Consider the following 25055-nt stretch of genomic DNA (forward strand, 5'->3'; position numbering starts at 1 on the left):
TCAGGAATCAGCTTACATCCAGACACTCTAAAATATTTTATCGATAGCGCTGAGCTAGAAAGCTTTTCTGCTGCAGCAACTAAGAACTTTGTTTCTCAAACCGCTATTAGCAAACAAATCCATAAATTGGAGCAAGAGTTAGGAATTAAATTGTTTACTATTGATCATAATAGTATCAGGTTGACCCCAGCAGGTTCATTTTTTTATAGTAAGGCAAGGCTTCTTATCAGTGATCTTTCGTTAGCCATCGACCAAGCCCAGCAAGTCAACAACTCCACAATTGATACACTCAGGATTGGCTTTACGACTAATTTTGAAGCAATTATCGCTAAAGAATATCTTTTGCCATTTCAAAAACAAAGTAGCCAAGTCAAACTTTTTCCAACGCAACGTACTTACCAACAAAGTCGGGAGGGTTTATTGACCCAAACGTTGGATATTGTTTTTGCAATAGATTATGGTATCGAACATTTATTAGACGATCCAGTAATCAAGGCTTTCCCTGTAAAAGAGGGTGATATGATACTGGGTATGAGCCAGGATAATCCACTCGCTCAGAAAGAAAAGATTAGTGGCGAGGAACTTGCCGAAGTAGAAGTTGGATTCTACAACTTTGATGGGTCCACACCCGCGCCATTTGGGATGATTCCAAATACTCGCCGAGATGGTTACACAATTGGCAAAACTAAGCGATTTGATCGACTGGAAGAGCTCATACTCAATGTATCACTCAATAACTGTCTGACTTTTGTACCAGAAGGATTTACTTACCCTAGCAATCCCAATATTGTTTATCGACATATCGATAACACCAGTCATAGCTACAAGATGTGCATTTACACGAATGAAAAAAACAATAATCCAGCACTGAAAAAATTCATCAATACAATTAAAAATTCAAAGTAAAATAAGCGTGAAATCCTGATTTGGATTTCACGCTTATTTTGGAATGGCACGATGTTCAGTACTTTCTAGCGTACATATCTATAATTATCATAGTACGTAATATTAATTCCCTTAAAAATGCTGAACCCCTTCATTGTCTTCTTTTGCAATGCAGCGCCAAAGTACTTCTTGATGGATTGATTCATTTTGTTATGAAAACTTCTATTTTGTTTAGCTGTTTTCACACTGGTGACGCCCATTCCATATGGGTTACTCCCCATATAGTGTTTTTGTAAGCTCGAGTTTTTCACCTTAGTGGCGATTGTAAATCTTGAGCTGTGTTCTTGCTGGTTATAGACCATCAAAACAGCATGCTTTTTAAGAGTTGTTCTGCGAATCGTTTGAACACCCATTCCATTTACCAAAATTAGCGTATTCTTTTTAATTTTACTTCCAGTAACCGTTCGTGGTGAAAAATACCGTTCACTCATGGCCGACATTGTCGTATTTTTTACTGGATTGGAATTGTATTTGGATATATCCCATTTTTTTGAGCTAACTTTGAACTTATACGTTTTGCCGCCTGACTTATAATACCAAGTCCCCCTGTATACTTTGGGAACCGACTTTACTTTATGCGTTTTGGTGCTGGATGCGTTAACCTGTCCAACACTTGTCACGCAAACCCCAAATGAAATTGCTGCGATCATGACAAAAAGATATTTAACTAAACTTTTCACTACTTGTTTCCTCCAAAGTTTCTATTTACTGATGAGTCGCTATCAATTTTCATACTTTCTCATATCGTACATAATGTAATCAACATCAACGAAATCACCGGTTAGGCCATCCAAAAAATTGGTATCAATAATCAGACCACGACCATCATTAATGATTGTCGCAAAATCGCTGTCCAAATCCAGACTAACCTTCAGCCCCTGCCACTCTGACACAATTCTTAGATTCTTATCGCCAACGGCCGCTTGCATGACCATCAAATCTTCTTCGGATTCTGGAATGATTGCACTCATGGAGCCCTCAGTTCCTTCGTCAATTTGATAGCCATTATTCCAGGCCTCGATGAGTTGATCCGATGAACGGGTCAATTCAAGATAAGTTTGGACTGATTCAGGTAGTGGCTGGTTTTTTAAGGCCTCTGAAACTGTGAAATTCTGTGATTCCTTTTCAATCCAATTGGCAATTATTTGAGGAACGTACGGTTTCGTCATTGGTGTGGCCTCCTTTAAGCTCTTAACCTATCTTCCACTATCGAATACATACTGCCATTTGCCAACCTGCCAAACGTAACCCGGCTTGGCAACGTTGCTCGGCGATTGATGAGTTTCGGCCATTTTTTGAATTCCTTTGGTAACGCCCAAAACTCAGGACCCTCACTGGATTTGACGGTCATCCCCGGATAGAAGGTTCCACGCTTGCCATCAACAAAGTAGCCGGCGCCAAGCACGTCAAAGGTGCGCTTATCCTGCCTTTTACTAAATTCAACAAATCGATTATTAAACTTAATGAATTGCCGGTGTGCGCCAAATTTATCAATATCCACCCAAGCATCCCCGACTACATATGTCGTACCAGGTTGGAATATCTCTTGTTCTTCGGCCGGACGCATAAGCAGTTCGAAATTCCGATGAACGGTGGCGTACGCATCAAATGTGTCTGTGTAAGGCAGCTCTTGAGACTTTTTTGTAGGTCGGCGAATAACTGCCTGATACAGTCGCATTTCAACAACCTGAGGATCCTCCAAATCCGTTATCAGCGAAACAGCACGATCAGGGTTCGTCGTGAGCTTCAAACCAAACTTTAAGGAACGATAGTCGAATCCCGCAATAAGCCGCCCGTCTTGGCGTGATTGAAACCAAACTCGATAGAGTGTCATAGTTGCCTCCTAAATGTTTTTATCAACAACTATATTGTACTAAGTTTTCTCGCCACATTACGACAATCCAGAATAAATTTACTGATATAATGCTGCTGCGTGCTCCAAATTTTTCCACAAATGATTGTGGCGAGACCACCTGCACCTGGTCGCCCTGACTTTGCAGCCAAAGTAAGGCACCATCTTCCAGCGCTCTTGCTTCAATCAACACACCGCCTCTTTCAATCTTCTTAACCGTGTGCGCTGATGGGAATCGATCTAGTGCGTTACTAGGTGAAATCCAGCATTTAAACTGAAAGGTCGTTTGTTCTCCCATCGGCAATAGATTGACGTAATGTCGCTGGTCCTGCAAATGGAATTTATTGTTTGGATCTTGCTTCTTTTTGCCGTAAGGATAAATGTCGGTCATATGATCGAGTCGAAAGAATGTATAGTCACCAGCCACATGATTTTCGAGATTGAAGACAACGTAAAAGTAAAACGTATCAAAATAAAGTGTGACCGGCAGACCATGATAAGTCCGGTCCTTTTGATCGTGACTATTTTGATAGTGAAAGGTCATCAAGTCGACGCTTTTAATGAATTGAATCGTTTGATCCAATTTACTTAATAGTGAATTGGTTTCGTCTGGTTCCGCTTTATTGCCAGAGAGCGGCTCGTAACTATTTCTGGCCGCCTTAATAGCTTCAAAATACCTTTTTTGGGCATCTGGTGAGAACTCATTCGTAAGCTCGTTAATGATTTTTTCAGTTTCTACCTTTGGAAACGCCCGTGATCCCAGCAATATCTGAGCAAGCGCCACCCGATAAGTCAGTCCGTCAGAATCAGGCTGACCTATGAGCTGATAGACACCATCGAGCTTTATGACGTCACGACCGTCGTGCCAATTTTGCAAGGTTTGCCTAATAATTTCAAAGTCTCGGTCAAATACGCGTTGCGATCTTGCAACTTTTGTTGTCTCTTTTGACGCCGGTGTTTTCGACAAGGTTCTCAAAGGATTCGATGCCATATCAAGCCATTTTTCCCTGTCGAATTTTTCGCCATGTAGCAACCGCACAAAAACTTCTGTGATTCTTCTGCCGCTTTGAAAATCAGCCATCGCTAGCTCCTTTCTAATATCTGCAAAGCATCGTCATTAGTTTGCAGGTGTCGACTTGAGATACCCTTTCCAAATCCAACCTTTGATACCATTGCTCTTGTTGGTGATGTAATAGTAAACGGCGGCCTTGCCATTAGACTTTTTAATCGTTCGTGATTGATTCGTTGACCACTTCGTATTCTTATAATTGGCGCCTTTGTGTGACCAAGTTCTCAGCGTACGGGAATTATAAATGTAGCCGCCTTTGCTGTACTTGATGTAGGTTTTCTTGAATTTGTGTTGGTTGACCTGTTTGACAGCGTAAACTTTGGATTTGTAGGATTTGGGTGTGGATTTTTTAGGTTTGTAATAAAAGAGCATGTCGGCAGATGTTGTTACTGTGCCATCTTTATCACATACGTATTTAACTTTTGTACTTGGAATATATCCATCAATTTTTGGTAAAGTAGCATAACCAGTTTGTCCAATTTTAATATTCTTTATTGAGTACTTAATAGTTCGATTCTTTGCGCCCATGAATTCAACGTCAGGTATTGTGAAATCTGATGGAATGACAATCGAAGCGTATGCAATATCATTTTTATTATCAAATAAAACATTTGATGTTCCAACGCCCACTCCCATCAGCGACACCGCCACCATCGAACGCACCGCAAACTTCTTCATTTTCCCTTTAAAAATAGTCATCAATTCCTAATCTCCTCATTAAACTAGCTTACAATTTAGCCGTGCTTTTCAACAATTTTTTGAATTTTATTATGCTCAGTTTCCGCATCCCAATGACCGCTATTGGCATTTGAATAGTGGTACATTTGCTCCAACGGGTGACTAGCTGGTAATTTCCCATCCAATCCCTTGAAAGTCTTAGTGCCCATCGCAATTAAGACAGCTGTTTCAGGAATTCCTAACTCATCTAAATGATTAATAAGATCCTGCACATTTGCTTCGGTTACCTTAATTTGTTTGGAATCACTTTGAATTTCACCCGACAAATCAGTCATAAACGCGCCCCAAGCGCCAGTTCCATAGGCTGCAGCTGCTAGTCGATAGTCAGCACTTCTGATTTGTCCATGAAAGTTCCCAAATAACTCTTGTTCAGGACCTGCATTCCCAGGATTTAGACCAACAAAGATGTACTTTACTTGGCTTAGCTTGGCTGTCAGATCGTCTTTATCAATAGTTGCAGGAAAACCTGGCTGATATGAATCATGAAAAGCCGTTTGCGTTTCCTTAGCTGAGGCGTCCTTACTCAAACCTGCAGGTACCGTCCAATATGCCCAACTGTCAGTTTTTCGATAACTCTCATTTGTCATTCCCATAATCTAAAACTCCCCTTTTAATAATTTATTTATGAAACTAGACTTAGTTTACTAAATGGGTGCGTCACATTATGTCGTTCTGCCGAAAAATTGCAAAATATTCTAAATTTTTGTTAGCGACTTCATTACTGCTAGATAGCCTATCAGCGCCAACACTGCTATACTTATAATCAAATAACATTCGACAAATTGGGGGAAGCTGCATGCAGGTCACATTAAAGGGGATTCAGCTGGCTTATGATCGCCACAACAAGATTTTCGACCAGCTATCATTTCATGTACAAGACGGTGAACTACTAGCTCTGCTTGGTCCAAGTGGAAGCGGTAAGTCCACCATTTTAAATTTAATCGCTGGGTTACTGACACCCAATGCCGGTCAGATTTTATTTGACGAAACGGATGTCACCAAGCTCGATGCCCGCAATCGCAATATCGGCATGGTTTTCCAGGACTACGCCCTTTACCCTCAGCTAAACGTCATGGACAACATCGCTTTTCCCCTCAAAATGGCGCACGTCAAAAAGGCGACCCGCCGGGAACAAGCCCAGAAGTTAGCCAAATTAGTTCACATTGAATCGCTACTCACGAAGTTTCCCAACGAGCTTTCCGGTGGCCAGCAACAACGGGTTGCCATTGCCCGCGCGTTAGCTAAAAAGCCAAAAATTCTCCTACTCGACGAACCCCTGTCAAATCTTGATGCCGGACTCCGAGTTGAGCTTCGCGATGAAATTCGCCACATTCAACAGGTAACCGGCGTCACAACCATCTTCGTCACCCACGATCAAAACGATGCCTTACGAATCGCCGACAAAATCATTGTGCTGGCAAATGGTGTCATCCAGCAAGTTAGCACCGGCGCAGACCTTTATCGTCATCCCCGCAATCTATTCGTCGCCCAATTTATCGGCAGTCCCAAAATCAACACGATTCCTGTAGCTAACCTAATCCCATACATAAGCAAGGAAATTCCCGCAAGTATATTGACTCAAGCGGTTACGGCAGCTTTTCGTAGTGAATCCATTACAAATGACCCCGTAGCGAACGCCCTCATGACCAATCTTCCCGTCACAATGACGCACCAGGTTCAGATTGGCCGCGATAGTCAAACGCAGCTTCAATTTGAAAATAACCGCCTAATCAGCACCGCTATTTCTGATAATTACACACAAAAGATTCAGACAATTAATGTCGCGCCCCGTGGTTTCTTCCTATTTAATGATGATGACGTCTGTATTTGGGAAGGTGATGCCCATGATTAACGCGAAGCCAACTCTCAAATCGACACTGAAGGCGCTGCTCTATCTGGCACCTCTTTTAATCGTCACAATCACGTTCACCATTTGGCCGCTCATTAGTTCGTTCTTGATGAGTTTTTACACCAAATATAATTACTTCACCAATCAGGTCAAGGCTATGGGTGGCGCAAACTTTGCCTATTTATGGCAGAATCCCGATTTCCATTTGGCCGTTCGCAACACGCTCGTTTTCGTCATTGGGGTTGTGCCATTGACGGTCATTTTGTCGCTCGGCATTGCCCTGTTACTTAATCAAATCAACTGGTTGTCCAGTTTCTTTCGAACAATCTATTTTCTCCCATTCGTCACGTCAACCGTTGCCATCTCACTCGTGTGGAACTGGATTTTTCATCAAGATAATGGCCTGCTGAATGCTTTATTAGGCGGTTCCGTTGACTGGCTAAATGACCCTCACTACTCACTAACAGCACTAATCATTGTCTGCGTTTGGCGCGGATTGGGGTTTAATATCGTCCTCTTCCTGGCTGGTCTCAACAATATTGATAATCATTATTACCAAGCTGCCAAACTTGATGGTGCCTCGGCCTGGCAGCAATTTACCAACGTGACGTTGCCAATGCTGGCGCCCATCACCGTGCTAATTACGGTAAATGAAATCATCAGTAGCTTCAAAGTGTTCGATCAAATTTACGCGCTATTTCACGGTCAGGCGGGACCGGCCAATGCTGACCTCACAATGATGTACTATCTTTACCAGAAATTTTACGTCGAAGGCCAGTATCCGGTTGCTGCGGCAAGCGGCGTTGTGCTCTTCATTTTCATCGTCATCATTACGGGATTGGCGTTTTGGTACTTCCAGCGCCATTCCATCAAGATATGGGGGCGTCGATCATGACTCGTTTGCTCAAAAATGTTATCCGTTATGGGTTGCTGACACTTGGCGCACTCGTCATGCTGCTACCCTTTGCCTGGATGATTGTCACTAGTTTGCAATCCCCGACAGCCGTCTTTGCCATTCCTCACACTTGGTTTCCCAGCTCGCTACAATGGGGAAACTTCAGCAAAGCGTGGCATGCGGCGCCGTTTGCTAGGTACTGCTTCAACTCAATTCTGGTTACCTTCATCACAACTCTGGGTCAACTATTTACCAGCATTCTGGCAGCATTTACCTTTACCCATCTGCACTTTTGCGGGCGCCGAACACTCTTTGCAGGATTAATTGCCCTCATGATGGTTCCGGGTGAACTCCTTTTGATTCCAAATTTTGTCACCCTTTCCCGCCTCCATTGGATTGATACATACGCCGCACTGATTGTGCCTTGGTTAGCCAGCATCTTTACCATGTTCGCATTACGCCAGGCCTTTCACGCGCAACCACGCTCAATTTACTACGCGGCCCGCCTTGATGGGGCGAGCGATTGGCAGTACTTGTGGCACATTTTGGTCCCCGCCAGCCGAACTACCATCACCGCGGTTGCCATTTTACAAATCATCGCTTCCTGGAACTCGTTCATGTGGCCGCTTATCGTCACTAATTCTGACCGATTGCGAACGCTGCCAGTTGGGTTGACCAGCTTCACGTCTGAGGCTGGCACGAACTATCCGCTGCTGATGGCCGCCACAATTTTCGTCATTGTGCCATTACTCATTTTATATTTAGGGCTCCAAAAATACATTGTCGCTGGAATTACCCAAGCCAGCGCGAAAGGATCATCCTTATGAAACATCTCCGTCAATTTCTTTTTGCGAGTCTCCTCGCCTTTCTTGCACTTGCCACATTGAGCGCCTGCAGTAGCCAGCAAGCGGGATCTTCCACCAAACGAGTGACCATCACCTTTTGGCACGGCATGACCGATTCACGCAAAACTGAATTGAATCACTTAATTCGGACCTTCAACAATTCCCAAACTACCTATAAAGTCATCGGAAGTTCACAGGGGAACATCGTCAATGTTCAGCAAAAGATTACCGCTGCGGCCAAATCAAAGACGTTGCCCACCATTGCGCAAACCGTCTATACAAACGTTCCAGACTATGTTCGTGGCGACATCATCACGCCGTTTGACCCCTACATCAAGAAAAATGATTTAAGTGATTTGCATACGGCTTTCCGCCAATCAATCAACTATCAAGGGAAAGCCTACTCCATGCCCTTTTCAAGATCAGCACGAATCCTGTTCTACAATAAGACATTGCTCAAAAAAGAGGGTCTGAAAGTTCCGACCACCTGGGCAGACATCCAAAAGGACGGCTTACAGCTGAAATCAAAGGGCATCACCGCAATGGCGTTCGATCAGAATTTTGTGACCGAAGCCGATGGATTAACGCGCCAAGCCGGCTCCCCACTATTTGGAAATGGGTTTGATGTTAATTTGACGAACAAAAAGAGCCTCGCCGCAATTCACGTTATCTGGGATATGCTCCAGAACGGAACCGCCACAACCGCGGGGACGGATGGCTATGGTAGCGTTGCGTTCTTTAAGGGAAAAACACTTTTCTATAGTGGCTCATCGGCCGGCATCTCAACCATGCAGGCCAGCACACCAAAGGGCATGCGCTGGGGAACTGCCACCTTGCCAAGCTATCAAGGCCAAAAAGTATCGAGTAACTCTGGTAATGATATTGTGATGTTTAAATCGGCATCGAAAGCGCAACGTAAAGGCGCTGCCGCCTTCGTCAAATTTTTGATGAGTCAAAAACAAACCATCAAATGGGCAGAAAAAACCGGTTACGTTCCGTTAACCAAATCAGCTAAAAGTAATGCCGGCTATCAACAGTTCTTAGCAAAGAATCCAACCGCTAAGGCCGCCGAAAATTCACTAAGCTTTGGTTTTCAGGACAAGCCCTTCCTTGGCTACAATCAGTATCTTGTCGCCGTTGGAAAATCATTTGATGAAATGACTGCCAACCATGTAACACCCGAAAAGGCGATGACGCAGTTGCAAAAACAACTGCCGAAAATGGCAAAAGAACAGCAAAAATAAATAAGACGTTAATCTGACCTAGGGAAGTCGGATTAACGTCTTATTTTTAGCGCATGCCAGTTGGTCCGTTAAAGTGTCTGGCAATGGTCTTGGTTCTATAGAAGTGTAAACGTCCTGAATATAAAACCTTAATGTTGTGGCCTTTATATTTTTTTGTGTGTAATTTGTAGCTACCGGCCATTGGATAAGTCACCTGTTTGGGCCAAATGTTGACGTAGATGGCTCCCGTTCGCGTTCTTTTTGCATAAATCCAATTTTTGTAGCTCGTCTTGCTCCCACTAAAAGGGAGTTTGTGTTGATGAAGCGGCTCACTGCCAAACCTCGTATCAAAGTTAGTGCGCCAGTACATTTTTTTTGATTTAAATTTAACTGCTGGACTATGAATATCTGATCCAGTGTACCAGCTACCACGAATCGCTTTGGGGAACGTCTTCAATGTGTATTTAGTCTTTGCCTGTGCCGTCGTAGGTGTCGTCAATTCGGCACCAGACACCCCAAGCGTCACTGCAACAGCGACTAGACTGATCATTTTAGTCAATTTCATCATTAGCTCCTCCAAGTAATTATTTATAACAGAACTATTATACAAAAGCAGGACGACACATTATGACGCTGGCTAATTTAATTTGAAAGAAAATAAAAAACATCACGCTAATGTGATGTTTACCTTAATCCAAATATTGGTTTCGTGTGTTAGTCAACGTCTCTTTCATCCGCTCAACAAGTGACTGTGGAGCGAGAACCTTAACCGCCTCGCCCTGACTCAGCAGCCACAATACCGCTCCATCAACTTTTGCAAAGGCTTCAATCACCACACTGCCATCTTCATTATATTTTACAACGCGTGATCTAGGAAAGAAATCCAATGCCGTTTGCTCGTAGTATCGGTAACTAAATTGAATTCGCGTCAAATCCCCAGAATCCAGTAGATACGTTTGACTTCGATGATCCTGAAGTGAAAACGTTTAATGTAATCGAGCTTTTCGCCCTTCTTTGTCTCTAGGATATCAACGATTCGATCAAGCCGGTACAGCCAAAATCCCCCATGTTCTTCACTCATCATCGCAACGTAAAAGTAGTGCACTTCAAAAAAAACCGCAACGGGCTGCGCGTGATGTTTTTGTGGCTTGTTATACTTTTTGGCACTCCCCCGGTAAACGAAAACCATTTTCCTATTTTGGGCGATACAAAGGGCAACCTCCCGAAGTCGATTCAACAAAGGCGTTGGTTTGGATAGCGGCACGTAGCCGCCACGGGAAATTTTTAACTGTTTATGTATCAAATCCTGCATCGCCGGTGATAATTGCGAGATTAAAAAATCCAAGGTTCTCGTCAGTTCGTCCTGTTCTAATGATCGGCTGCCTAATAAAATATTGCTGACGGCCAAAACCATTTCAAAGTCGAGTTGCTCACTTTGTCGCGATAGGCAGTAAGTCCCATCCGTTTCAACAACTTCACCAGCATCGTACTCTGACATAGCGCTGCGAATATCAGCCAAATCTCGCTGGCTGGTCCGTTTGCTAATATCATACTGCTTCAGAACATCCTTTTGTAGCAGCGTTTCCCCATTCATCAGCCGAACAATTAATTCAGCCACGCGATACTTACTTTTCACTACTCCACCCCCTTGATGAAGACACAAATAGTTATACCTGTTTGAGGATAATTATAGCATGGTTTGATGTGTGAGGGCTCCCCTCACTGATTTGGAAATTTATCAATCATTACTTTAATCTAATCGTTAATTTAGTATACTTATAGCGTATTCAAAAAATTTGCTTTGGAGGCAATCAACATGAAAAATAAAAAGTTTATTTTAGTAGCACTCTTTGCTCTGCTATTAGGTGTCACTGCGCCAATGGCCAGCGTATCAGCTCATCCCAAGTATGTTACGACACCAAAATTGCTTCGGGGAAAGTGGTATTATCATCATTCAAATAAAACTCAATATATCAAGATTACTAAATATACTTTCCACGTAGACAATTATAAAAACGGCAAGAAACAACCAGGCTCATTTACAGCCTCCGGAAAGAAATTTATTGGAAAAATCAGCATGTTACACCTTAGTACACATGTTAGCAAAAAGGGATATCGCTTAATTGGTCTCTCAGAATCGAACGCTGATTGGAACCTAAAAAAGGTAAAGCATCATGGTAAAGCAGCCTTAAAATGCTGGAGCTACAATCCTAAAAATCTCAAATTAAAAATGGTTTCATATTACTATCACAAGTAAGAGTAAAAATAGCCACACACCGAAAAGCACCGCCTCAGAATTTGAGGCGGTGCTTTTGCTAATCATATCGGGAATAATTAAAGGTGGCCCCTTAATCTCCCATCTCTTTGGTATAATCTCCAACCTTCGTTGCTTGAGAAATACTAGAAACCAAATACGTACTGCTATCTTCTCTTACCACTGTTGCTGTATATCTAAAGGTTTGAACATGCTCTTCGTACGTATATTCATCCTCGTCATCGTCGTCATTTTCCTGACCATCAAATGTGTACTTGACGGTGTAGGTGACTAAACTCTTTTGACCGGGCGCTGGCTCTACACTCTCGACGTCCGTATCATAGGTGACACTGTCGATCTTGTCGTCACCATAATAGCCGGTTGCCATTTTAACTAACTCTTGATAGTCAGCGTTTCCGGAACCATCTTTAAATAAATCATCAAGGTCCGTTCCGTCATCATCGGTCGCGTCCTCATCGTCACCTGAGCCTGATAATCCAGAAACGGCTTCAAAAACGTTGGAAATTAAATCGTCAGCATCACTAAATCCAACTAGGTTGGTAAAGTTCAACTTGATATCTTGGTTATTATCCCGCTCAACCAGCTCAACTGATTTGGATTTCGCCGTTCCAGCAGAAGTTTTGTATTGCGCAGAAACGGTCATATTAGCTTCCCATGGCTGATCCGTTAACTTATATTCACCATTGCCATCGGCCGTTCCAAGTTCTTTGCCATTCAAAAATACAGTGGCCTTGGGTTCCGTGTTAAGTGAAACTGAAATTGTTTTCAGCAACAAATTATAGCTTTTATCACTTGAAATGTGGTATGTGCCATCATTCGTCAATTTGTGCCCGCTCACCGTTCCAGATGCCGTCATTCTGTATTGACCAGGAACAATTGGTCCGATTTTCTTAGAATAAACGGTACTATCTGAGGTCGCAATTAACTGATTATTGAGCTTAATCTTGGCACCATTTCGATTGGTCATAACGGTTGGGTAGATTGGCTTAATGACAATCTGATATTTAGGAAATAAAAGCCAGCTTCTTCCAGTCTTTTTGAAAGTAAAGTGGTTGCCAACCGCGCTACCAGTTGCGGTTAACTGCGTTTTGAATCCCGCTAACCGACTGTCGTGCTTCTGGTAGTAAGCCATGAAGGGTTCCAATGAAGAATTGGTCACCTTAAACTTTTTATCTTGGCTAATAAAGTCCGACTGCACCCCATTGCCACTCTTTAAATCACTGGTAATCCGATCAAGAGTTGCAGACTTTGCGTAATACACTTCTCCCCAAATAATTCCAGCAACTATGACGACTCCCAGAATTGACCAGAGAATGATTTTCCTTTTCTTGGGGTTCGCTTTCTTTACTTTGCCCTGTTTCTTCTGCTTCTTTTTCCGTTTTGATCGCGAGCTACGACCCTTTTTCGTTGCACTTTCAGTTGCACTGATTTCACTCAAATTGTAGCCGCAGTTTGGGCAAAAGGTGTCAGAAGGCGAAATTTCTTTCCCACAATTTGGGCAAAAATGATTCTCCGTTCCAGAATTCTCAGCCATTTTTCTATTCCTCCAAATAAAACCTTTTAATTTTGTACAAATGCTTCCGCAGTCAAATAGAATGCGTTGTTCGTCAATTTTTGAATGTTTACATGGGCAGCACCATCGTAATGCTTAGCCAAAAGAAGCTCATATAAATTTTTCATCATATCTTGCCAAGCGAATTTCAGTGGGGAATTTCCCTCCACGGAGCTCTCAGCAAAAACCAACCCCTGACTCTGACACCCAGCTGGAATTGCCTCAAAAGTGATTACCAATTTTTTGGCTTTAACTTCTTCTTCAACTGACAGTTCCAAATCAACAAGTGGAAAGTCTAAATCCGAGCTGTGGGCCGTGAGAACAAAGTTATTGTTGTCCGAAAGCGCAGTGCCACAATTTAGACAAAAGTTGGCATCCGCACTATTTTCATTTCCACATTTTGAACAAATCCGATAAGTGTTTTGCTTCATATTCTGGTGCCCTCCTATTATTCGTCGTCGTTATAATTAAACGTTGCTTCAAGATCAGATCTTGCGTCGCCATCCATGTGCACGGAAATTGAATTATCATACTTGACGTTTGTAATGGTGAGATCCGCCGTATCACTGTTCCCATAGTCATCTTCAACCGAGGCGTATCCTGAATATTGATTGTCCCCTAGCGAACTCTCGATAGTGACATCCGTACATTTGGCGTCAAGATCCATATCGTTTTGAATCATATCGGTGACAATATCAACCGAACCAGATGCTAAACTGCGCTCTAATTTCTGTTCTTTGACTTCTTTGCTCTTTTTAATACTGGTTTGGCGAGCTTGAGACTCTTGAATTGCTTGTTGCTTGGCCTCCTGTTGCTGGTTGGTAATCACTCCCATTGCCACAACAACTATGATGGCAACCACTATCGCGCCACCAATCCATAAAACTAATTTTTTCTGAAAGGGTGACATCCCACTCTTTTCTTGCTTTTGCCGAGTCTTAGTTTCATTCGTTGCTGCAGATTCCTTTGCGGCGGCCTTTTTAGGGTTAAACGCATAGCCACATTTCGGACAAAATTGTGCATCCCCATTGACCTTCGCCCCACACTTAGGGCAGTACTTATTCTCCATAATATAAACTCCTCCAAATAAAAAAACGATGCAACTATAATATGTACCAAAAAAATCTTGTCAATTTCTTAATAAACACTCTAAATAATTATACTACTATTTAATTTCAATTAATATGACACTTAAATAACTTCGAACGCAAAAAGGCCCTGCTGCAAAATGCAGCAAGGCCCTCCTCTTTTTCATCTTTAAAAATTCAACTTCACACTCTTGGGCTGCGTCTCCACTAGCACTTTACCCTTCCGAATCGAGTAGAGAACTTCCGCATGCTCATTTAACGCATCGTAGAAGTTGGTCTGGTTCAGTAAGATGCAGTTGGCCGGCTTGCCGACTTCAATCCCGTAGTGGTCCTGGATGTGAAGTGTCTTGGCCGCATTATTTGTCACAAATTTGTAAGCCCCTTGGATTTGCGAATAGCCCATCAAGCCACCCGCCAATATGCCGACCTGAACTTGGTCCAACATATTGCCGTTGCCCATTGGGTACCATGGATCCTTGATATCGTCCTCACCAAATGAGACGTTGATGCCGGCCTCAGATAGTTCCTTAATCCGCGTCATACTACGGCGCTTAGGATACGTATCAAATCGCCCGCCCAAATGGAGGTTAACTTCTGGATTTGCCACAAAGTTCAAGTTGGCCATTTCGAGTAACCGGAACAGCTTGTAGGTGTAGGCATCGTTGTATGAACTCATCGCCGTTGTGTGGCTAGCCGTCACCTTGTTGCCAAGGCCAGTCTCATAGGCCAAAGTTGCCAACACTTCCAAATTGCGAGAATTTGGATCATCGATTTCGTCACAATGAACATCGATTAATTTGTCATACTTTTCTGCCAAATTGACGATGAACTTCAACGACTCCACGCCATAGTCTCGCGTGAATTCGTAGTGCGGAATCCCACCAATGACGTCAACGCCCATTTTGGCAGCTTGTTCCATCAAGTCTTTCCCGTTTGGTGTCGATAAAATGCCGGCTTGGGGAAATGCCACTAGCTGCAATTCGACTTGATCTTTGACCTCTTCCTTAACCTCAAGCAACGCTTCCAGCGCCGTTAGGTTGGGGTCGGTCACATCCACGTGACTACGGACAACTTGCAGTCCGTTGGCAACTTGCTCGCGCAACGTTGCCTTCGCTCTGGACTTCACATCTTCCTTGGTCAGCGTTTTGATGCGCTCACCCCAGATTCGGATACCGTCAAACAGGGTACCGGTTTCGTTCCATTCTGGATCCCCGGCCGTCCGGGTTGCGTCCAAATGAACATGGGAATCGACAAACGGTGGCAGCAAGAGCTTCCCGTTGCCATCGATAACCTCTTCGTTATCATGCTTTTCAATTTCATTTTTAATCTCAGTAAATTTTCCGTTGATAATCCGAACGTCTTGCGGCACGTCCTGTGATTCAATATGCACATTTTTAATTAACATGTTGTTCCTCCTGGGTAAAAATTGCTCGCACCTTCATTATACCGTAGTACACAAGGGCAATAATGAGCATAACCGGATAGGCTGCACCAACTGAATGATCAAACCAATCAATTTTGCGAATAATGAGGTATAGAACGACTCCAAGTGCCCAGCACAGGAACGCCCACCAGTTAACGCCAAACTTGTACCAAAATGGGCCGTTGCGTTTGATCAAATCGGTCATCTTGTAATTGCCGTGGTGCAAAATGAAGAAATCAACACACATAATACTCATCCACGGTCCCAGAATCATGCCGAGCACGTCCAAGAACGCCGTGAATGTGTCGAGGAAACTCCCGACCACCATCGGAATCATGGTGACAAACGTTGCTGCAACGGTCACAATCCAGAGGGCCGTCTTCAAACTAATTTTGGGCATCATGTTGTTCAATGCCGAACCGGCTGCCTGCAGATTCACCGCGTTAGCCGTCATACTCGTCAAAATAATCACAACCATGGCCAGCGCACCCAGCCCCAATTTGGCGGCAATGGTACTTGGATCCGAGTTATTGGCGTCGTAAACGCCAGACGTCACCGCAATGCTAATCGTGGCAAATAGGCCCACAAAGGCGAACCAGAGAACACCAATCAATGCGCCGAAGAATGGGGCGCTTGTCGCCACCGTCTTCTTATTTGTAAAACGCGTGAAATCTGCCCCCGCAGTAACCCACGCAAGGTTAAAAGCTGCCAAAGAATCCAGCGCAGAGCCAAATGACATCCGCTGCTTAAGCGGCACAACCCAGTGGCTGATTTGGGTAAATGACGTTTCTCGGAAAACGACAATCGTTTCCCAAACCACGAACGCAAAGACCAAAATCATCCCGATTCGCTCAATCAGCTGAATTGACCGCTGACCCGCCATGACACTAATCAAATGCAAAATGCTCATGATGACAATTCCGAACAATAGGCTCCAGTTGCCACCCGGCTTACCATAGATTGGCCAGCCAAATATTGAATGACACAAGTAGGAAATGGAAGTTGCTGCGATGAACGTGTTCACCGCTGTCCAACCAATAAACTGAATCAGATTCACAATCGATGGCCCGATACTGCCCCGAATTCCAAACGCTGCACGAGACAATCCCGTGGTCGTCACACCCGTTTTGTAACCAATGTAGCCAACGAGCGATAAGAACACATAGGCGACCGCAGAACCGATAATAAGGGCTTTCACGCCACCCCATAGGCCACAGGCAGCGATGACACCACCGATAAACCAGGTTCCGTTGTTCGCGTTCGCACCCACCCAGGTGGCGAACATGTCCCAGTAGTTCATGTGCCGGTGTTCTGGTGCAATACTCTCGAGCGGATAAATCTTGGTTGCTTTCAAATCTTCCACATCCCTACTGTCAGATTATTTTGTTGCTGTAAATATGTTATCGCTTTCGAGCACAAAATAAAAGGACAATCTGAACAATATTCCAAATTAATGTATTATTGTTAACATTCTGATGTGAGGTGTGGGATGAGAGGAAAATAAAAAGCAGCCTCTCAAACCACCAGAGACTGCACCACTAACCTGCTATTCAATTCATTAATTTATCGATGCTTACTTGATCCCTGAGCCCTTCATAATTTCGGCACTTTTATTTGTTAAGAGATATGCCGATCCATTACTCGTAAAGGCAATATTTTCAAATTCACGATTGCCATTAAACGTTGAGGCTTTGACATCACTTGCTTTTAGCTTGCCTAACTTGCTAACTGGCACTGATGAAATCGAGTTGTCACTCACAAAGTACAATCGATTGCTCTTGGGATTGTATCCAACTGACTGGTTCAGCTGACCCGGTTTATTTTTTAGTCCCTGCATCACGAGGCTGAATTTAACTTTCTTTGCGCTAATTGTCCCTTTATATATCTTCAATGCTCTAGTTCCACTGACCTGACTACTAAAGTAAGCATATCCCTTTTTATCAAAGGTCAGATTTTGGCCCATCGTTACCTTATGGCCATCACTGCTCCGAAGTCTAAACTTAATGGTTTTAGATGGTTTCAGTGTCGTTTTTGATAACTGTTGAACCGTTGCTGTGCCACCCGAGGTTCCGGGGCTTTTGACAAACCACAGTTGATTGTTTTTCGGATTTAATGCTAGCGATTGGCCATGGCCGGTCGTGTACTTTGAACTAAATTTGATGCACTTCAAAACTGCCTGATAGGAACTCGTTGCTTTCCCAATCGACAAGGCGTATGAAGCTCGTCTTAGTATGTCCATCGAATTGGTCGACACCCCATAAACTGAGCGTAATTTCGCTAAATTATAGTGTGCAACCCATCCGGTATTTGAGCCACCCTTGGTTGTATACATTATGTAGGCACTTGAGCCGCCAGGCGTTAGCACGAGGCTTTGTGGATTTCCCCAATCACCACTCGTGTTTCTGGTTACCGGCAAAAAAACGTTGGACTTAAAACTGGCATTTTGATTTCCACCCTTATGTGTTAAATAAGTGGGTGAAGTCTGGAACACACTCGCCGTCCAACTTTGAATATAGGTCCCTGGCCTTTTCATATAATAATTGGTATTTGACACGGTTTTCCACTTACTTGCTTTGTAAGGCGACAGCGCATAGGACTTTTGAGTATAGGTCGAGGCATGCGCTTCAGTGGCGACAGTCGCAAACGAAATAACTGCTAAAGCAGCTGTAACTAACTTAGTAAGTTTGATCATCTTAATTCCCCCAAATTTTCAAATACTAATGAAGGCTTAATTATATCATTGTTCATATGATGATTTCATCTACTAGATTTGGCCGTGACTAAACTCCTAATTCTTCTTTCAGCGCCTTCGTTAACAATTGAGAGACGTTTATTTTTTGATCTTTTGCCATTTCGTTCAGATACTCCGGAATCGTGACGTTTTTCCGCACGGTTTTCGAATATTTTCTTCGAAATTCTGCAAGATCAGCGGTTACATATATTAATTTTTCATCGGCTTCCAAATGAATCTTATCAACGTTTGATGCAACAGGATACGTTGTTTCATTTTCTAAAAGGTTTCCGATAAGGTCCTCGGCCATCTTAACGGCATCTACTATATCGTCTCCTTGAGTAAACCCACCCTTTAAATCGGGAATGCGCACAAAGACGACCTTGCCATCTTGTTTGAAAATTGCTGGGTAAATAACCATGTCTTTTTTCATGAGATGATCTCCTTTTGGTGTTATTTCGGGAACGAGATTATACATTCTTAAGACCCGTCTCTCTCAATATCGCTCTTTCTATTCCCTTCCCAAGTTCCTTCGCATGTATCGGGACCATTACAGTAATGTTGGTATCTGGGTTAAACATTTTCAAGTGAGAAGAGCCATTCTGAGTCACCTGAGTATATCCATGCTTCAGCAATAATCTGACCATTTGTCTAGGTTTCATTGGCATCCTTTTGCACCTCATATTATACACATTAAATGCGTATTTTTCAATTTTAACCATTTTTTATGTCTCATAGTTATATACGCATTTAATCATTGAGGTCATTTTGAAATTCCAAAAACCAGTTTATTTTAATACTTCTGTTGATACTCTTTCACACCTTAGCCGGTGTGAACTTGTAGGTCTTTGTATGATTTACAAAAAAATACCTCCAAAACGTAGGTAGTTCACACTCTAGCTTATTAATCTGATGCTCTTCTAAACTATTGTCCGTTATTACTAGTATATGGACAATGGTTCTGACCCTATTGATTTGACACTCTTCCAAATCACTGAAGCCTTGGTGTTCTTCACAACACTAAGAGCTCAACGACAGAGGAAAATTCATTGACATCATGACAAAGATTTGTAAAATGATACTTTTTCGTTTTTGTTGCATTGAGCCAAGGATAAACTGAATAGAAATTAAAACCATTGGTTCCTTTTAATTCAATTTTAGGAATCGATGGCTTTTGTATAGCTTTTAAATTTAGATTTTTATTTATTTTTTTATGATGTCGTTTCTCTTTACCACTACTCATAAGCCTTAAGCAATTAGCTTCTTTCCGTAAAAATCAAACATATCTTCATCAGAAAGCTTATTGGTTGAGCTATCTAGTGGTTTTGCATCTCCACGAGCATTGATCCATGGTGACTCAGAATGAGTTAACCGTTCAAGTTCATTCCCATTATATGGCCCATAAATTTCATTAATTTGTTTAAGTAAATCCAGTACATCATCGCTAATAACTTCCGCATCTGACTTAGATTCCGGATTAATGACCCCATACCCGTAATCTCGATATTCAGCATATATCTTGCGATTAACAGGCCCGTGGACCCAAGCTTCAAAATTTTCATCAAAGAGTTTCGTTCTTAAATCCTTCTGGTCGTCATTGAAGAAAACGAGCGCCCATGCATAAGCATAATAAAGCATTTTCTGTAACTTTTTAGGAGTGATATCATTACCATTGTCAATAAACCAATCCGCAACGTCTTGAATACTAAGTTCTGTAGTCATCTAATTCACTCCCCCTTCCATACTTGAGTTTATCAAGAATATTCATGACTGTCACGCTTATTCTCCTATTCTACATTTTTTCTTGATGGTTTTACCTCCTCTAACCTTAACTACGCATTCCCCTCCACTTTCCGTTAAATTCTTTTCAGATTTAATTTCAACAAAAAAATGCCTCAAAAATTAATCGACTGATTAATTCAGAGACATTTAGTTAACTTTTTACAAATGTTAGCATGCTAAGCATCCACATACATAAACGACTACTATCTATCTTTTCAGATAACATTCATCCTACTTCTTATAATAATAGCTATATCTATTCGGGTATCCCGCAACGCCATATAAAACTCGCTTCAACACTTTAACCTTATGGCCTTTATACTTAATTTTTGTTGCCTTAAGATCCCAATATGCACCAGCGCCACTGATTCCCCAGTAACCGCTTCGCTCTTTTTCCGACACCAGTGGGAACGTATGGGTACTGGCAACACTCTTGCTGCCACGATACCAAAAGTATGATGTCTTTTTCCCTTTATGATAAGTGGCATTATAAAAGGCGCTCTTACTTATTTTCAAATATTCCGAATTACCTTTTTTGTCCTTATGAGTGGACCACTTTCCCCTCAATGAAACTGGAATGGTCTTGCTCTTCGCTGACACCGTTTCCCCATTCCCCACGAAAATCGCAAATCCCATAACCATCGCAATTGCGACGAGCAATAGCCTAACCTTTTTCATTTTATCTCCTCCAAATAAAAGCAATTAAGTTTCGATATTATTATAGCATAACAAAATGCCCCCAACACCAGCTCATTCAGCTCGTCTTGGAGGCATTTTTATTTATGCATCTTTACGCTCTACACATACCCATTCGCGTTATTCGTGCCACTTGCCGGTCCCGCCACCAACTCTGCGTTCAGCGGCACATTCAGCGTATCGCCCCAAACGTCATTCAAGATGCCATTCGCACCCGAAATGCTATTCGCGCCATAGCTAAAGACGTAGTGGTACTGACTGCCATTAATGGTATACGTCCGTGCTCCCTGAATCGCCGTCATATTTCCCAGCAACATAGTATCAATCGCCGTAAATCCATTAGGCCCGATTCGCGTCCCGGTTTCACCCATCAGCTTGTCCAAATCGGTCTGTGCCAAACGAGGCAACCCTAAATCGTTAGCCGGAATCCGGCTATACAGTGTCAGCCCGCCCGTTCCATTCACGCCGTTATTATTAATCGAGTTCACCGAGAACGCCAATTTGGAAGTCGTCGCCGGATCTGGCGTTTCAACCGTCTTCAGGCCACTCTCCAAAATCCAGCCGTTCGTTGCGGCTCCGTGACCTGTATTCTGATTCGTGACGTAAACCCACCGGTCGCCTTCCCGAGTCCGCGTGCCCACATTCGTAATTTTAAACGTATCACTCGCGTACGGCGTCGAATTCATCATCTGCCAACCAACTTTGTACTGCGTCCACGCAGGCTGCTTATACGTCACCTGTGTGCCGTCGTTGGCCGTTCCCGGGTTCGCAATCGCAAACGTCCCATTTCGCTGCGCATCCGTCAACGTGCCAGTTTTGAACGTGTCATAGGCCGCCAGTCCACCGCCAAACTGGTTGGTGCTCTTGCCGCCATAAATCCAGCCTCGGTAGACCTTATCAAATGAAACCACCTTGTAGTAAACTGATCCGCGGTTGGTCGTGGCCACCCGATACGCTCGGAAGTTTTTCTGAGACGTGGTCGAGTCCTTCAAATGGCCAACCGTTGTCATCGACGCAATGGTCTTAGCACCCTTCAGTGTCCCGGCCTTATTGTAGATGGCATTCTTACCCGTCAGCGTCACGTTCCGGCTTGTGGCAGCGGTCGTCATTGCCCGGTTTGACGTCATCTTGGCGTACGTCTTCGCCGACGCATCCATTGGCGCAGCACCCGCAGCGGCAATAAATGACAGTGCAGCCAACCCAATGTACAGCGATCTTCTCAAATTAGTTTGCATTGTGGATTCCTCCGTTTTGTTAGTGGCAGTTACAACAATAATTGTCACTCAATCATACAAACCAAGTGTAACGTGCTTCAAACGGGTACCGCAATGAATATGCTGAGTGCAGAGTTTCTATATAAATTATTAATGGATTTTTTATCACATATCTTGAAACAGAATTTTTTCAATTTTATCTTTAGGGAGAATTGAAGGATTTCCATTTGCTCGTATCGTAACGGACGAAAAATCATCTACTAGAATATTTATTACAGGGTCCCCAAGCTTCTTTTTTAGAGATGTTGAATTCTCAATCATTTCTTTCAACTTATCTCCACTTATATTTATTTCAGTATTTATCAAATATATTGTCTCAATAGTGACATCAAAAATATTTTTCTCAGTTTTAGGACTTTTAATTCCAATAATATTTACAAATTTTAAAAGTTGCTGTTCGTTATTTTCGTTCATCTTTAATTGCATATTTGATTTAATTTGCACTGCCATTTGATTGTGAGATTCAGATAATTGATCAGCATCAAAATATATTTTTTTTGTTCTTGAACCTACCAATTTAAAGTCGACTTCTTCTTGTTTTCCCAAACCGTTTCACCTCCTTTTTCAAGAGGTGCAGATCCTTTCGTAACTTTTTTTTCATTGTTTAATATATATGCTGCTTTGGCATCACTTACAGTAAAAGCACCATTTTTGTCTATTCTGGTCGTTCCCACAGAATCAATTCCAACATCAAGGGAAATCTTCATCGTGCTTGAATGATCAAGAATCTTTTCCTCATTCAGTTTTTTATCTTCTAATTTTTTCAATAGTTTATCTATATCAACATTTCTTTTTAATGCTCTCTGCTCAAGTAAAGTTCGATACTTATCTACTTTATCAAATATTCTAAATGGATTTTCCAAATCTCTTAATTTTATTTCCTGATCATATGACTGCAAAATTAATCCATTTTCAATATTGGATAGTGTACTAAAACTCATCGCAAGAATTAGTGCCGCTTCTCTTAAATTTAATCCTAATTGCTTACGATAATTGCTTATTGCCTCTGGACTAAGAAAATTGTATTGCTTTCTATACTTTTGAAAATCGCGCTTGAGATTGTAGTCTGGATCATTCAATGGTTCCATATATTCATCAAAATCTGTGATATCTCGTCCTTCAAGTACCCAGTATCGATGATTGGCCATGAAGGATTCAAATTGCACCTTAGTTTCCTCTTCAATTTCTATAATGAAATACTTCTCCAATTTTCCAGTTACCACATCAGTAAACTCAATATTGCCAACTTCTTTGACCATATCAATTTCTCCTCTCGTTGTGTAACCAGCTGCTATCAATTAATTTTTCTCTTTCATGAAAAGCCATCATTTCTACACCTTGGTCGCTAACACTAAATTTTACATACATATCAAGATCAGTTAAGTACTCGATAAATTCAAATACCTGTACTCCCTCTCTCCAATGATGTTTGCTTGGTCCTCTAAAGTATTCAACCTGGTCAATATGCTCTACAGAAATATCTAGTGCGTGTTGGGCAGTCCAGCCTTTTGCTCTTAAATACCTAGATGATTTAGCAAATAACTTTATTTGGATTTTATTCAGTTCATATTGTTCTTTTATTTTGCTCACAAATTGCGCTACCAATGCAATAGATAGTTGGTCGTGCAGTTCTCTATCATCATTTATGACTTTCACCGCCTTGTTACTGTACAATAACAAAACAATATCATAATTCTGGCTTTATATCAAATCATAAATCCCTCATTCCCTCTCCCTTCGTTCTCAAGTTTCTCCGCCACTTATACACGGTTTGGCGCGATACCTCTCGCTTAGCCGCAATTTCCGTTGGCGTCAATTCGTGCACAAATGCGTCCATCAAATAGCACTGCTCACCTGGACCCACAATCGGGTACAAGTCCTTGAACAGCTTCACAACGTATAAATCATTGTCCAAATGGGCGCGTTGACTCAGATCCTCCTCAAACTGCTCATCCAGCAGAATTTCTGGGTCATTGCCGTCCGACCGATCCTTCCTCAGCTTCTGGTATCGTAATAAGTTTAAGAATTGCCGATACAGGGCATTTCGAAAGTACGCCAACGCCTGCTTCCTATCTTCTACTGGGTTACCAGGAAACTTTGCGTACAACGTGGGGAACTTCACCCAAGCTTCCTGTACAAAGTCCTCAAACCGTGGATCGCCTTTTGTAATACTCAATCGTTTTAGGGCACTATAAATAATTACTTCATGATCACCTGTCATTAAAAATTCGTATGCTTCTCGATTATTTTCCATTATGAATTGCTCCTTTGGGGGTAACTCATAGCGCTATGGTTAGAATAATCATAATAAATGAGAGAGCAAAACCAAAGTGCCCTTGGAAACCCTTTCAAGTTGCCTTACAAGCGCTTCCACTTTCACTTTGAGTTTAATCCAATCTTAATCGAACGTGAAACTCCTTGTCCCCCAAGGGATAGCAAGATGAGAGAAAAAAGGCGTTTTGCGCAAAAAAACGCTAAAGTGAAAAAGGGCGTTTTTTTTGAATCAAGAATCCCTTTAAACTGGGAAAGCACTTTTTTCCAATAGCACGGGAACCCCGAAAAAACGTTTTCACAACTTTGGGAAAAAACACGAAAAACGCAAAAAATCAGCTCAAAAGGCGAGTTGATTATGAGAGAAAATTTTAATTAGTTTCTAATATTAAATGAAGGAATCAATTTATTAGTTAGTGAAAAAATCTGATCTTCATAATTTAACATTTGAATTAGTTTGAACTGTGTCATACAAAAATCATGCAAAAGAGTACCTTATAGAATTCGCAATGATTATAATTTAATACACAAAAACTGACTAACATTA

The 25055-nt window shown here is 42.3% G+C and carries 30 protein-coding genes; 6 read left to right on the plus strand and 24 right to left on the minus strand.

Translation table 11 applies throughout. From position 1 onward, the window contains the following. Window positions 1-906 (plus strand): LysR family transcriptional regulator (locus tag FD44_RS05915; protein ID WP_056973816.1); only part of this gene is annotated, 906 nt, incomplete at its 5' end. A gap of 65 nt (window positions 907-971) precedes the next feature. Here FD44_RS05915 and FD44_RS05920 read toward each other — a convergent pair. The 6 genes from FD44_RS05920 to FD44_RS05945 are packed head-to-tail and all read right to left on the minus strand — an operon-like array spanning window position 972 to window position 5197. After that, window positions 972-1625, minus strand: a complete 654-nt coding sequence (locus tag FD44_RS05920) for a hypothetical protein (RefSeq protein ID WP_010620268.1) — start codon at window positions 1623-1625, stop codon at window positions 972-974. A gap of 42 nt (window positions 1626-1667) precedes the next feature. Then, a complete protein-coding gene (locus FD44_RS05925; protein ID WP_010620269.1) occupies window positions 1668-2114 on the minus strand; it encodes a hypothetical protein in 447 nt (148 codons plus the stop codon). A 14-nt stretch (window positions 2115-2128) separates the two neighbouring features. Next, window positions 2129-2779, minus strand: a complete 651-nt coding sequence (locus FD44_RS05930; RefSeq protein WP_010620270.1) for a hypothetical protein — start codon at window positions 2777-2779, stop codon at window positions 2129-2131. 22 nt (window positions 2780-2801) lie between these two features. Next, complete coding sequence (locus FD44_RS05935; RefSeq protein ID WP_010620271.1) at window positions 2802-3878, minus strand: WYL domain-containing protein; 1077 nt, start codon at window positions 3876-3878, stop codon at window positions 2802-2804. A 36-nt stretch (window positions 3879-3914) separates the two neighbouring features. After that, window positions 3915-4565, minus strand: coding sequence for a hypothetical protein (locus FD44_RS05940; protein WP_010620272.1), 651 nt, complete (start codon window positions 4563-4565; stop codon window positions 3915-3917). A gap of 35 nt (window positions 4566-4600) precedes the next feature. Next, window positions 4601-5197: a hypothetical protein gene (locus FD44_RS05945; RefSeq protein ID WP_010620273.1), complete on the minus strand. Its 597-nt coding sequence runs from the start codon at window positions 5195-5197 to the stop codon at window positions 4601-4603. 203 nt (window positions 5198-5400) lie between these two features. On the opposite strand from FD44_RS05945, the gene FD44_RS05950 reads away from it, so the two are divergent. Genes FD44_RS05950 through FD44_RS05965 form a run of 4 tightly spaced genes read left to right on the plus strand, consistent with a single transcriptional unit; the run spans window position 5401 to window position 9437 of the window. After that, a complete protein-coding gene (locus FD44_RS05950) occupies window positions 5401-6456 on the plus strand; it encodes an ABC transporter ATP-binding protein (RefSeq protein ID WP_010620274.1) in 1056 nt (351 codons plus the stop codon). Next, window positions 6449-7348, plus strand: a complete 900-nt coding sequence (locus FD44_RS05955; protein ID WP_010620275.1) for a carbohydrate ABC transporter permease — start codon at window positions 6449-6451, stop codon at window positions 7346-7348. Before FD44_RS05950 ends, FD44_RS05955 begins: the two co-directional genes overlap by 8 nt. Beyond that, on the plus strand, window positions 7345-8175 hold the full coding sequence (locus tag FD44_RS05960; protein WP_010620276.1) for a carbohydrate ABC transporter permease: 831 nt from the start codon (window positions 7345-7347) through the stop codon (window positions 8173-8175). The genes FD44_RS05955 and FD44_RS05960 overlap by 4 nt, the downstream gene beginning before the upstream one ends. Further along, window positions 8172-9437, plus strand: a complete 1266-nt coding sequence (locus FD44_RS05965) for an ABC transporter substrate-binding protein (protein ID WP_010620277.1) — start codon at window positions 8172-8174, stop codon at window positions 9435-9437. The genes FD44_RS05960 and FD44_RS05965 overlap by 4 nt, the downstream gene beginning before the upstream one ends. 46 nt (window positions 9438-9483) lie before the next feature. Here the strand turns inward: FD44_RS05965 and FD44_RS05970 are convergent, their stop codons facing one another. From FD44_RS05970 to FD44_RS10820, 3 genes are all read right to left on the minus strand, one after another. Then, a complete protein-coding gene (locus FD44_RS05970) occupies window positions 9484-9981 on the minus strand; it encodes a hypothetical protein (RefSeq protein ID WP_010620278.1) in 498 nt (165 codons plus the stop codon). Window positions 9982-10105: 124 nt separating this feature from the next. Continuing rightward, the gene (locus tag FD44_RS10815; protein WP_268869351.1) at window positions 10106-10348 is read right to left on the minus strand and encodes a WCX domain-containing protein; all 243 of its coding nucleotides are present in this window, start codon (window positions 10346-10348) and stop codon (window positions 10106-10108) included. Beyond that, the gene (locus tag FD44_RS10820; RefSeq protein WP_268869352.1) at window positions 10345-11052 is read right to left on the minus strand and encodes a WYL domain-containing protein; all 708 of its coding nucleotides are present in this window, start codon (window positions 11050-11052) and stop codon (window positions 10345-10347) included. Before FD44_RS10820 ends, FD44_RS10815 begins: the two co-directional genes overlap by 4 nt. Window positions 11053-11232: 180 nt before the next feature. Here FD44_RS10820 and FD44_RS05980 point away from each other — a divergent pair, with 180 nt between their 5' ends. Beyond that, window positions 11233-11673: a hypothetical protein gene (locus FD44_RS05980; RefSeq protein ID WP_010620279.1), complete on the plus strand. Its 441-nt coding sequence runs from the start codon at window positions 11233-11235 to the stop codon at window positions 11671-11673. A 91-nt stretch (window positions 11674-11764) separates the two neighbouring features. Here FD44_RS05980 and FD44_RS05985 read toward each other — a convergent pair whose 3' ends face one another. The 15 genes from FD44_RS05985 to FD44_RS06060 form a co-directional block, all read right to left on the minus strand. Continuing rightward, entirely contained in the window at window positions 11765-13225 is a 1461-nt protein-coding gene (locus tag FD44_RS05985) for a zinc ribbon domain-containing protein (protein ID WP_010620280.1), read from the minus strand. A 26-nt stretch (window positions 13226-13251) separates the two neighbouring features. Continuing rightward, window positions 13252-13674 carry a zinc ribbon domain-containing protein gene (locus FD44_RS05990; RefSeq protein WP_010620281.1) on the minus strand — a complete coding sequence of 141 codons (423 nt, stop codon included), beginning with the start codon at window positions 13672-13674 and terminating at the stop codon, window positions 13252-13254. A 17-nt stretch (window positions 13675-13691) separates the two neighbouring features. Then, window positions 13692-14312 (minus strand): zinc ribbon domain-containing protein, encoded by a 621-nt coding sequence (locus tag FD44_RS05995; RefSeq protein WP_010620282.1) that lies wholly within the window; start codon window positions 14310-14312, stop codon window positions 13692-13694. Window positions 14313-14500: 188 nt separating this feature from the next. Further along, window positions 14501-15736 carry a cytosine deaminase gene (gene codA / locus FD44_RS06000; RefSeq protein WP_010620283.1) on the minus strand — a complete coding sequence of 412 codons (1236 nt, stop codon included), beginning with the start codon at window positions 15734-15736 and terminating at the stop codon, window positions 14501-14503. After that, entirely contained in the window at window positions 15726-17108 is a 1383-nt protein-coding gene (locus FD44_RS06005; protein WP_010620284.1) for a cytosine permease, read from the minus strand. Before FD44_RS06005 ends, codA begins: the two co-directional genes overlap by 11 nt. Before the next feature lie 219 nt (window positions 17109-17327). Continuing rightward, on the minus strand, window positions 17328-18446 hold the full coding sequence (locus tag FD44_RS06010; RefSeq protein ID WP_010620285.1) for a hypothetical protein: 1119 nt from the start codon (window positions 18444-18446) through the stop codon (window positions 17328-17330). An 88-nt stretch (window positions 18447-18534) separates the two neighbouring features. After that, window positions 18535-18918 carry a type II toxin-antitoxin system HicB family antitoxin gene (locus FD44_RS06015; protein WP_010620286.1) on the minus strand — a complete coding sequence of 128 codons (384 nt, stop codon included), beginning with the start codon at window positions 18916-18918 and terminating at the stop codon, window positions 18535-18537. A 37-nt stretch (window positions 18919-18955) separates the two neighbouring features. After that, entirely contained in the window at window positions 18956-19207 is a 252-nt protein-coding gene (locus FD44_RS06020) for a type II toxin-antitoxin system HicA family toxin (protein WP_010620287.1), read from the minus strand. A gap of 526 nt (window positions 19208-19733) precedes the next feature. After that, window positions 19734-20207: a Panacea domain-containing protein gene (locus tag FD44_RS06030; protein ID WP_010620289.1), complete on the minus strand. Its 474-nt coding sequence runs from the start codon at window positions 20205-20207 to the stop codon at window positions 19734-19736. Window positions 20208-20498: 291 nt separating this feature from the next. Then, window positions 20499-20945, minus strand: coding sequence for a hypothetical protein (locus tag FD44_RS06035; protein WP_010620290.1), 447 nt, complete (start codon window positions 20943-20945; stop codon window positions 20499-20501). 119 nt (window positions 20946-21064) lie between these two features. Further along, window positions 21065-22198 carry a hypothetical protein gene (locus tag FD44_RS10850; RefSeq protein ID WP_010620291.1) on the minus strand — a complete coding sequence of 378 codons (1134 nt, stop codon included), beginning with the start codon at window positions 22196-22198 and terminating at the stop codon, window positions 21065-21067. A gap of 144 nt (window positions 22199-22342) precedes the next feature. Further along, complete coding sequence (locus FD44_RS06045) at window positions 22343-22783, minus strand: hypothetical protein (protein WP_010620292.1); 441 nt, start codon at window positions 22781-22783, stop codon at window positions 22343-22345. Further along, window positions 22747-23496, minus strand: coding sequence for a transcriptional regulator (locus tag FD44_RS06050; RefSeq protein WP_010620293.1), 750 nt, complete (start codon window positions 23494-23496; stop codon window positions 22747-22749). Before FD44_RS06050 ends, FD44_RS06045 begins: the two co-directional genes overlap by 37 nt. Window position 23497: 1 nt before the next feature. After that, on the minus strand, window positions 23498-23893 hold the full coding sequence (locus FD44_RS06055) for a hypothetical protein (protein WP_133278369.1): 396 nt from the start codon (window positions 23891-23893) through the stop codon (window positions 23498-23500). A gap of 55 nt (window positions 23894-23948) precedes the next feature. Then, window positions 23949-24491, minus strand: coding sequence for a sigma-70 RNA polymerase sigma factor region 4 domain-containing protein (locus FD44_RS06060; RefSeq protein WP_010620295.1), 543 nt, complete (start codon window positions 24489-24491; stop codon window positions 23949-23951). Window positions 24492-25055: the final 564 nt, after the last annotated feature.

This window comes from Secundilactobacillus malefermentans DSM 5705 = KCTC 3548 (assembly GCF_001436395.1).
GTDB lineage: Bacteria > Bacillota > Bacilli > Lactobacillales > Lactobacillaceae > Secundilactobacillus > Secundilactobacillus malefermentans.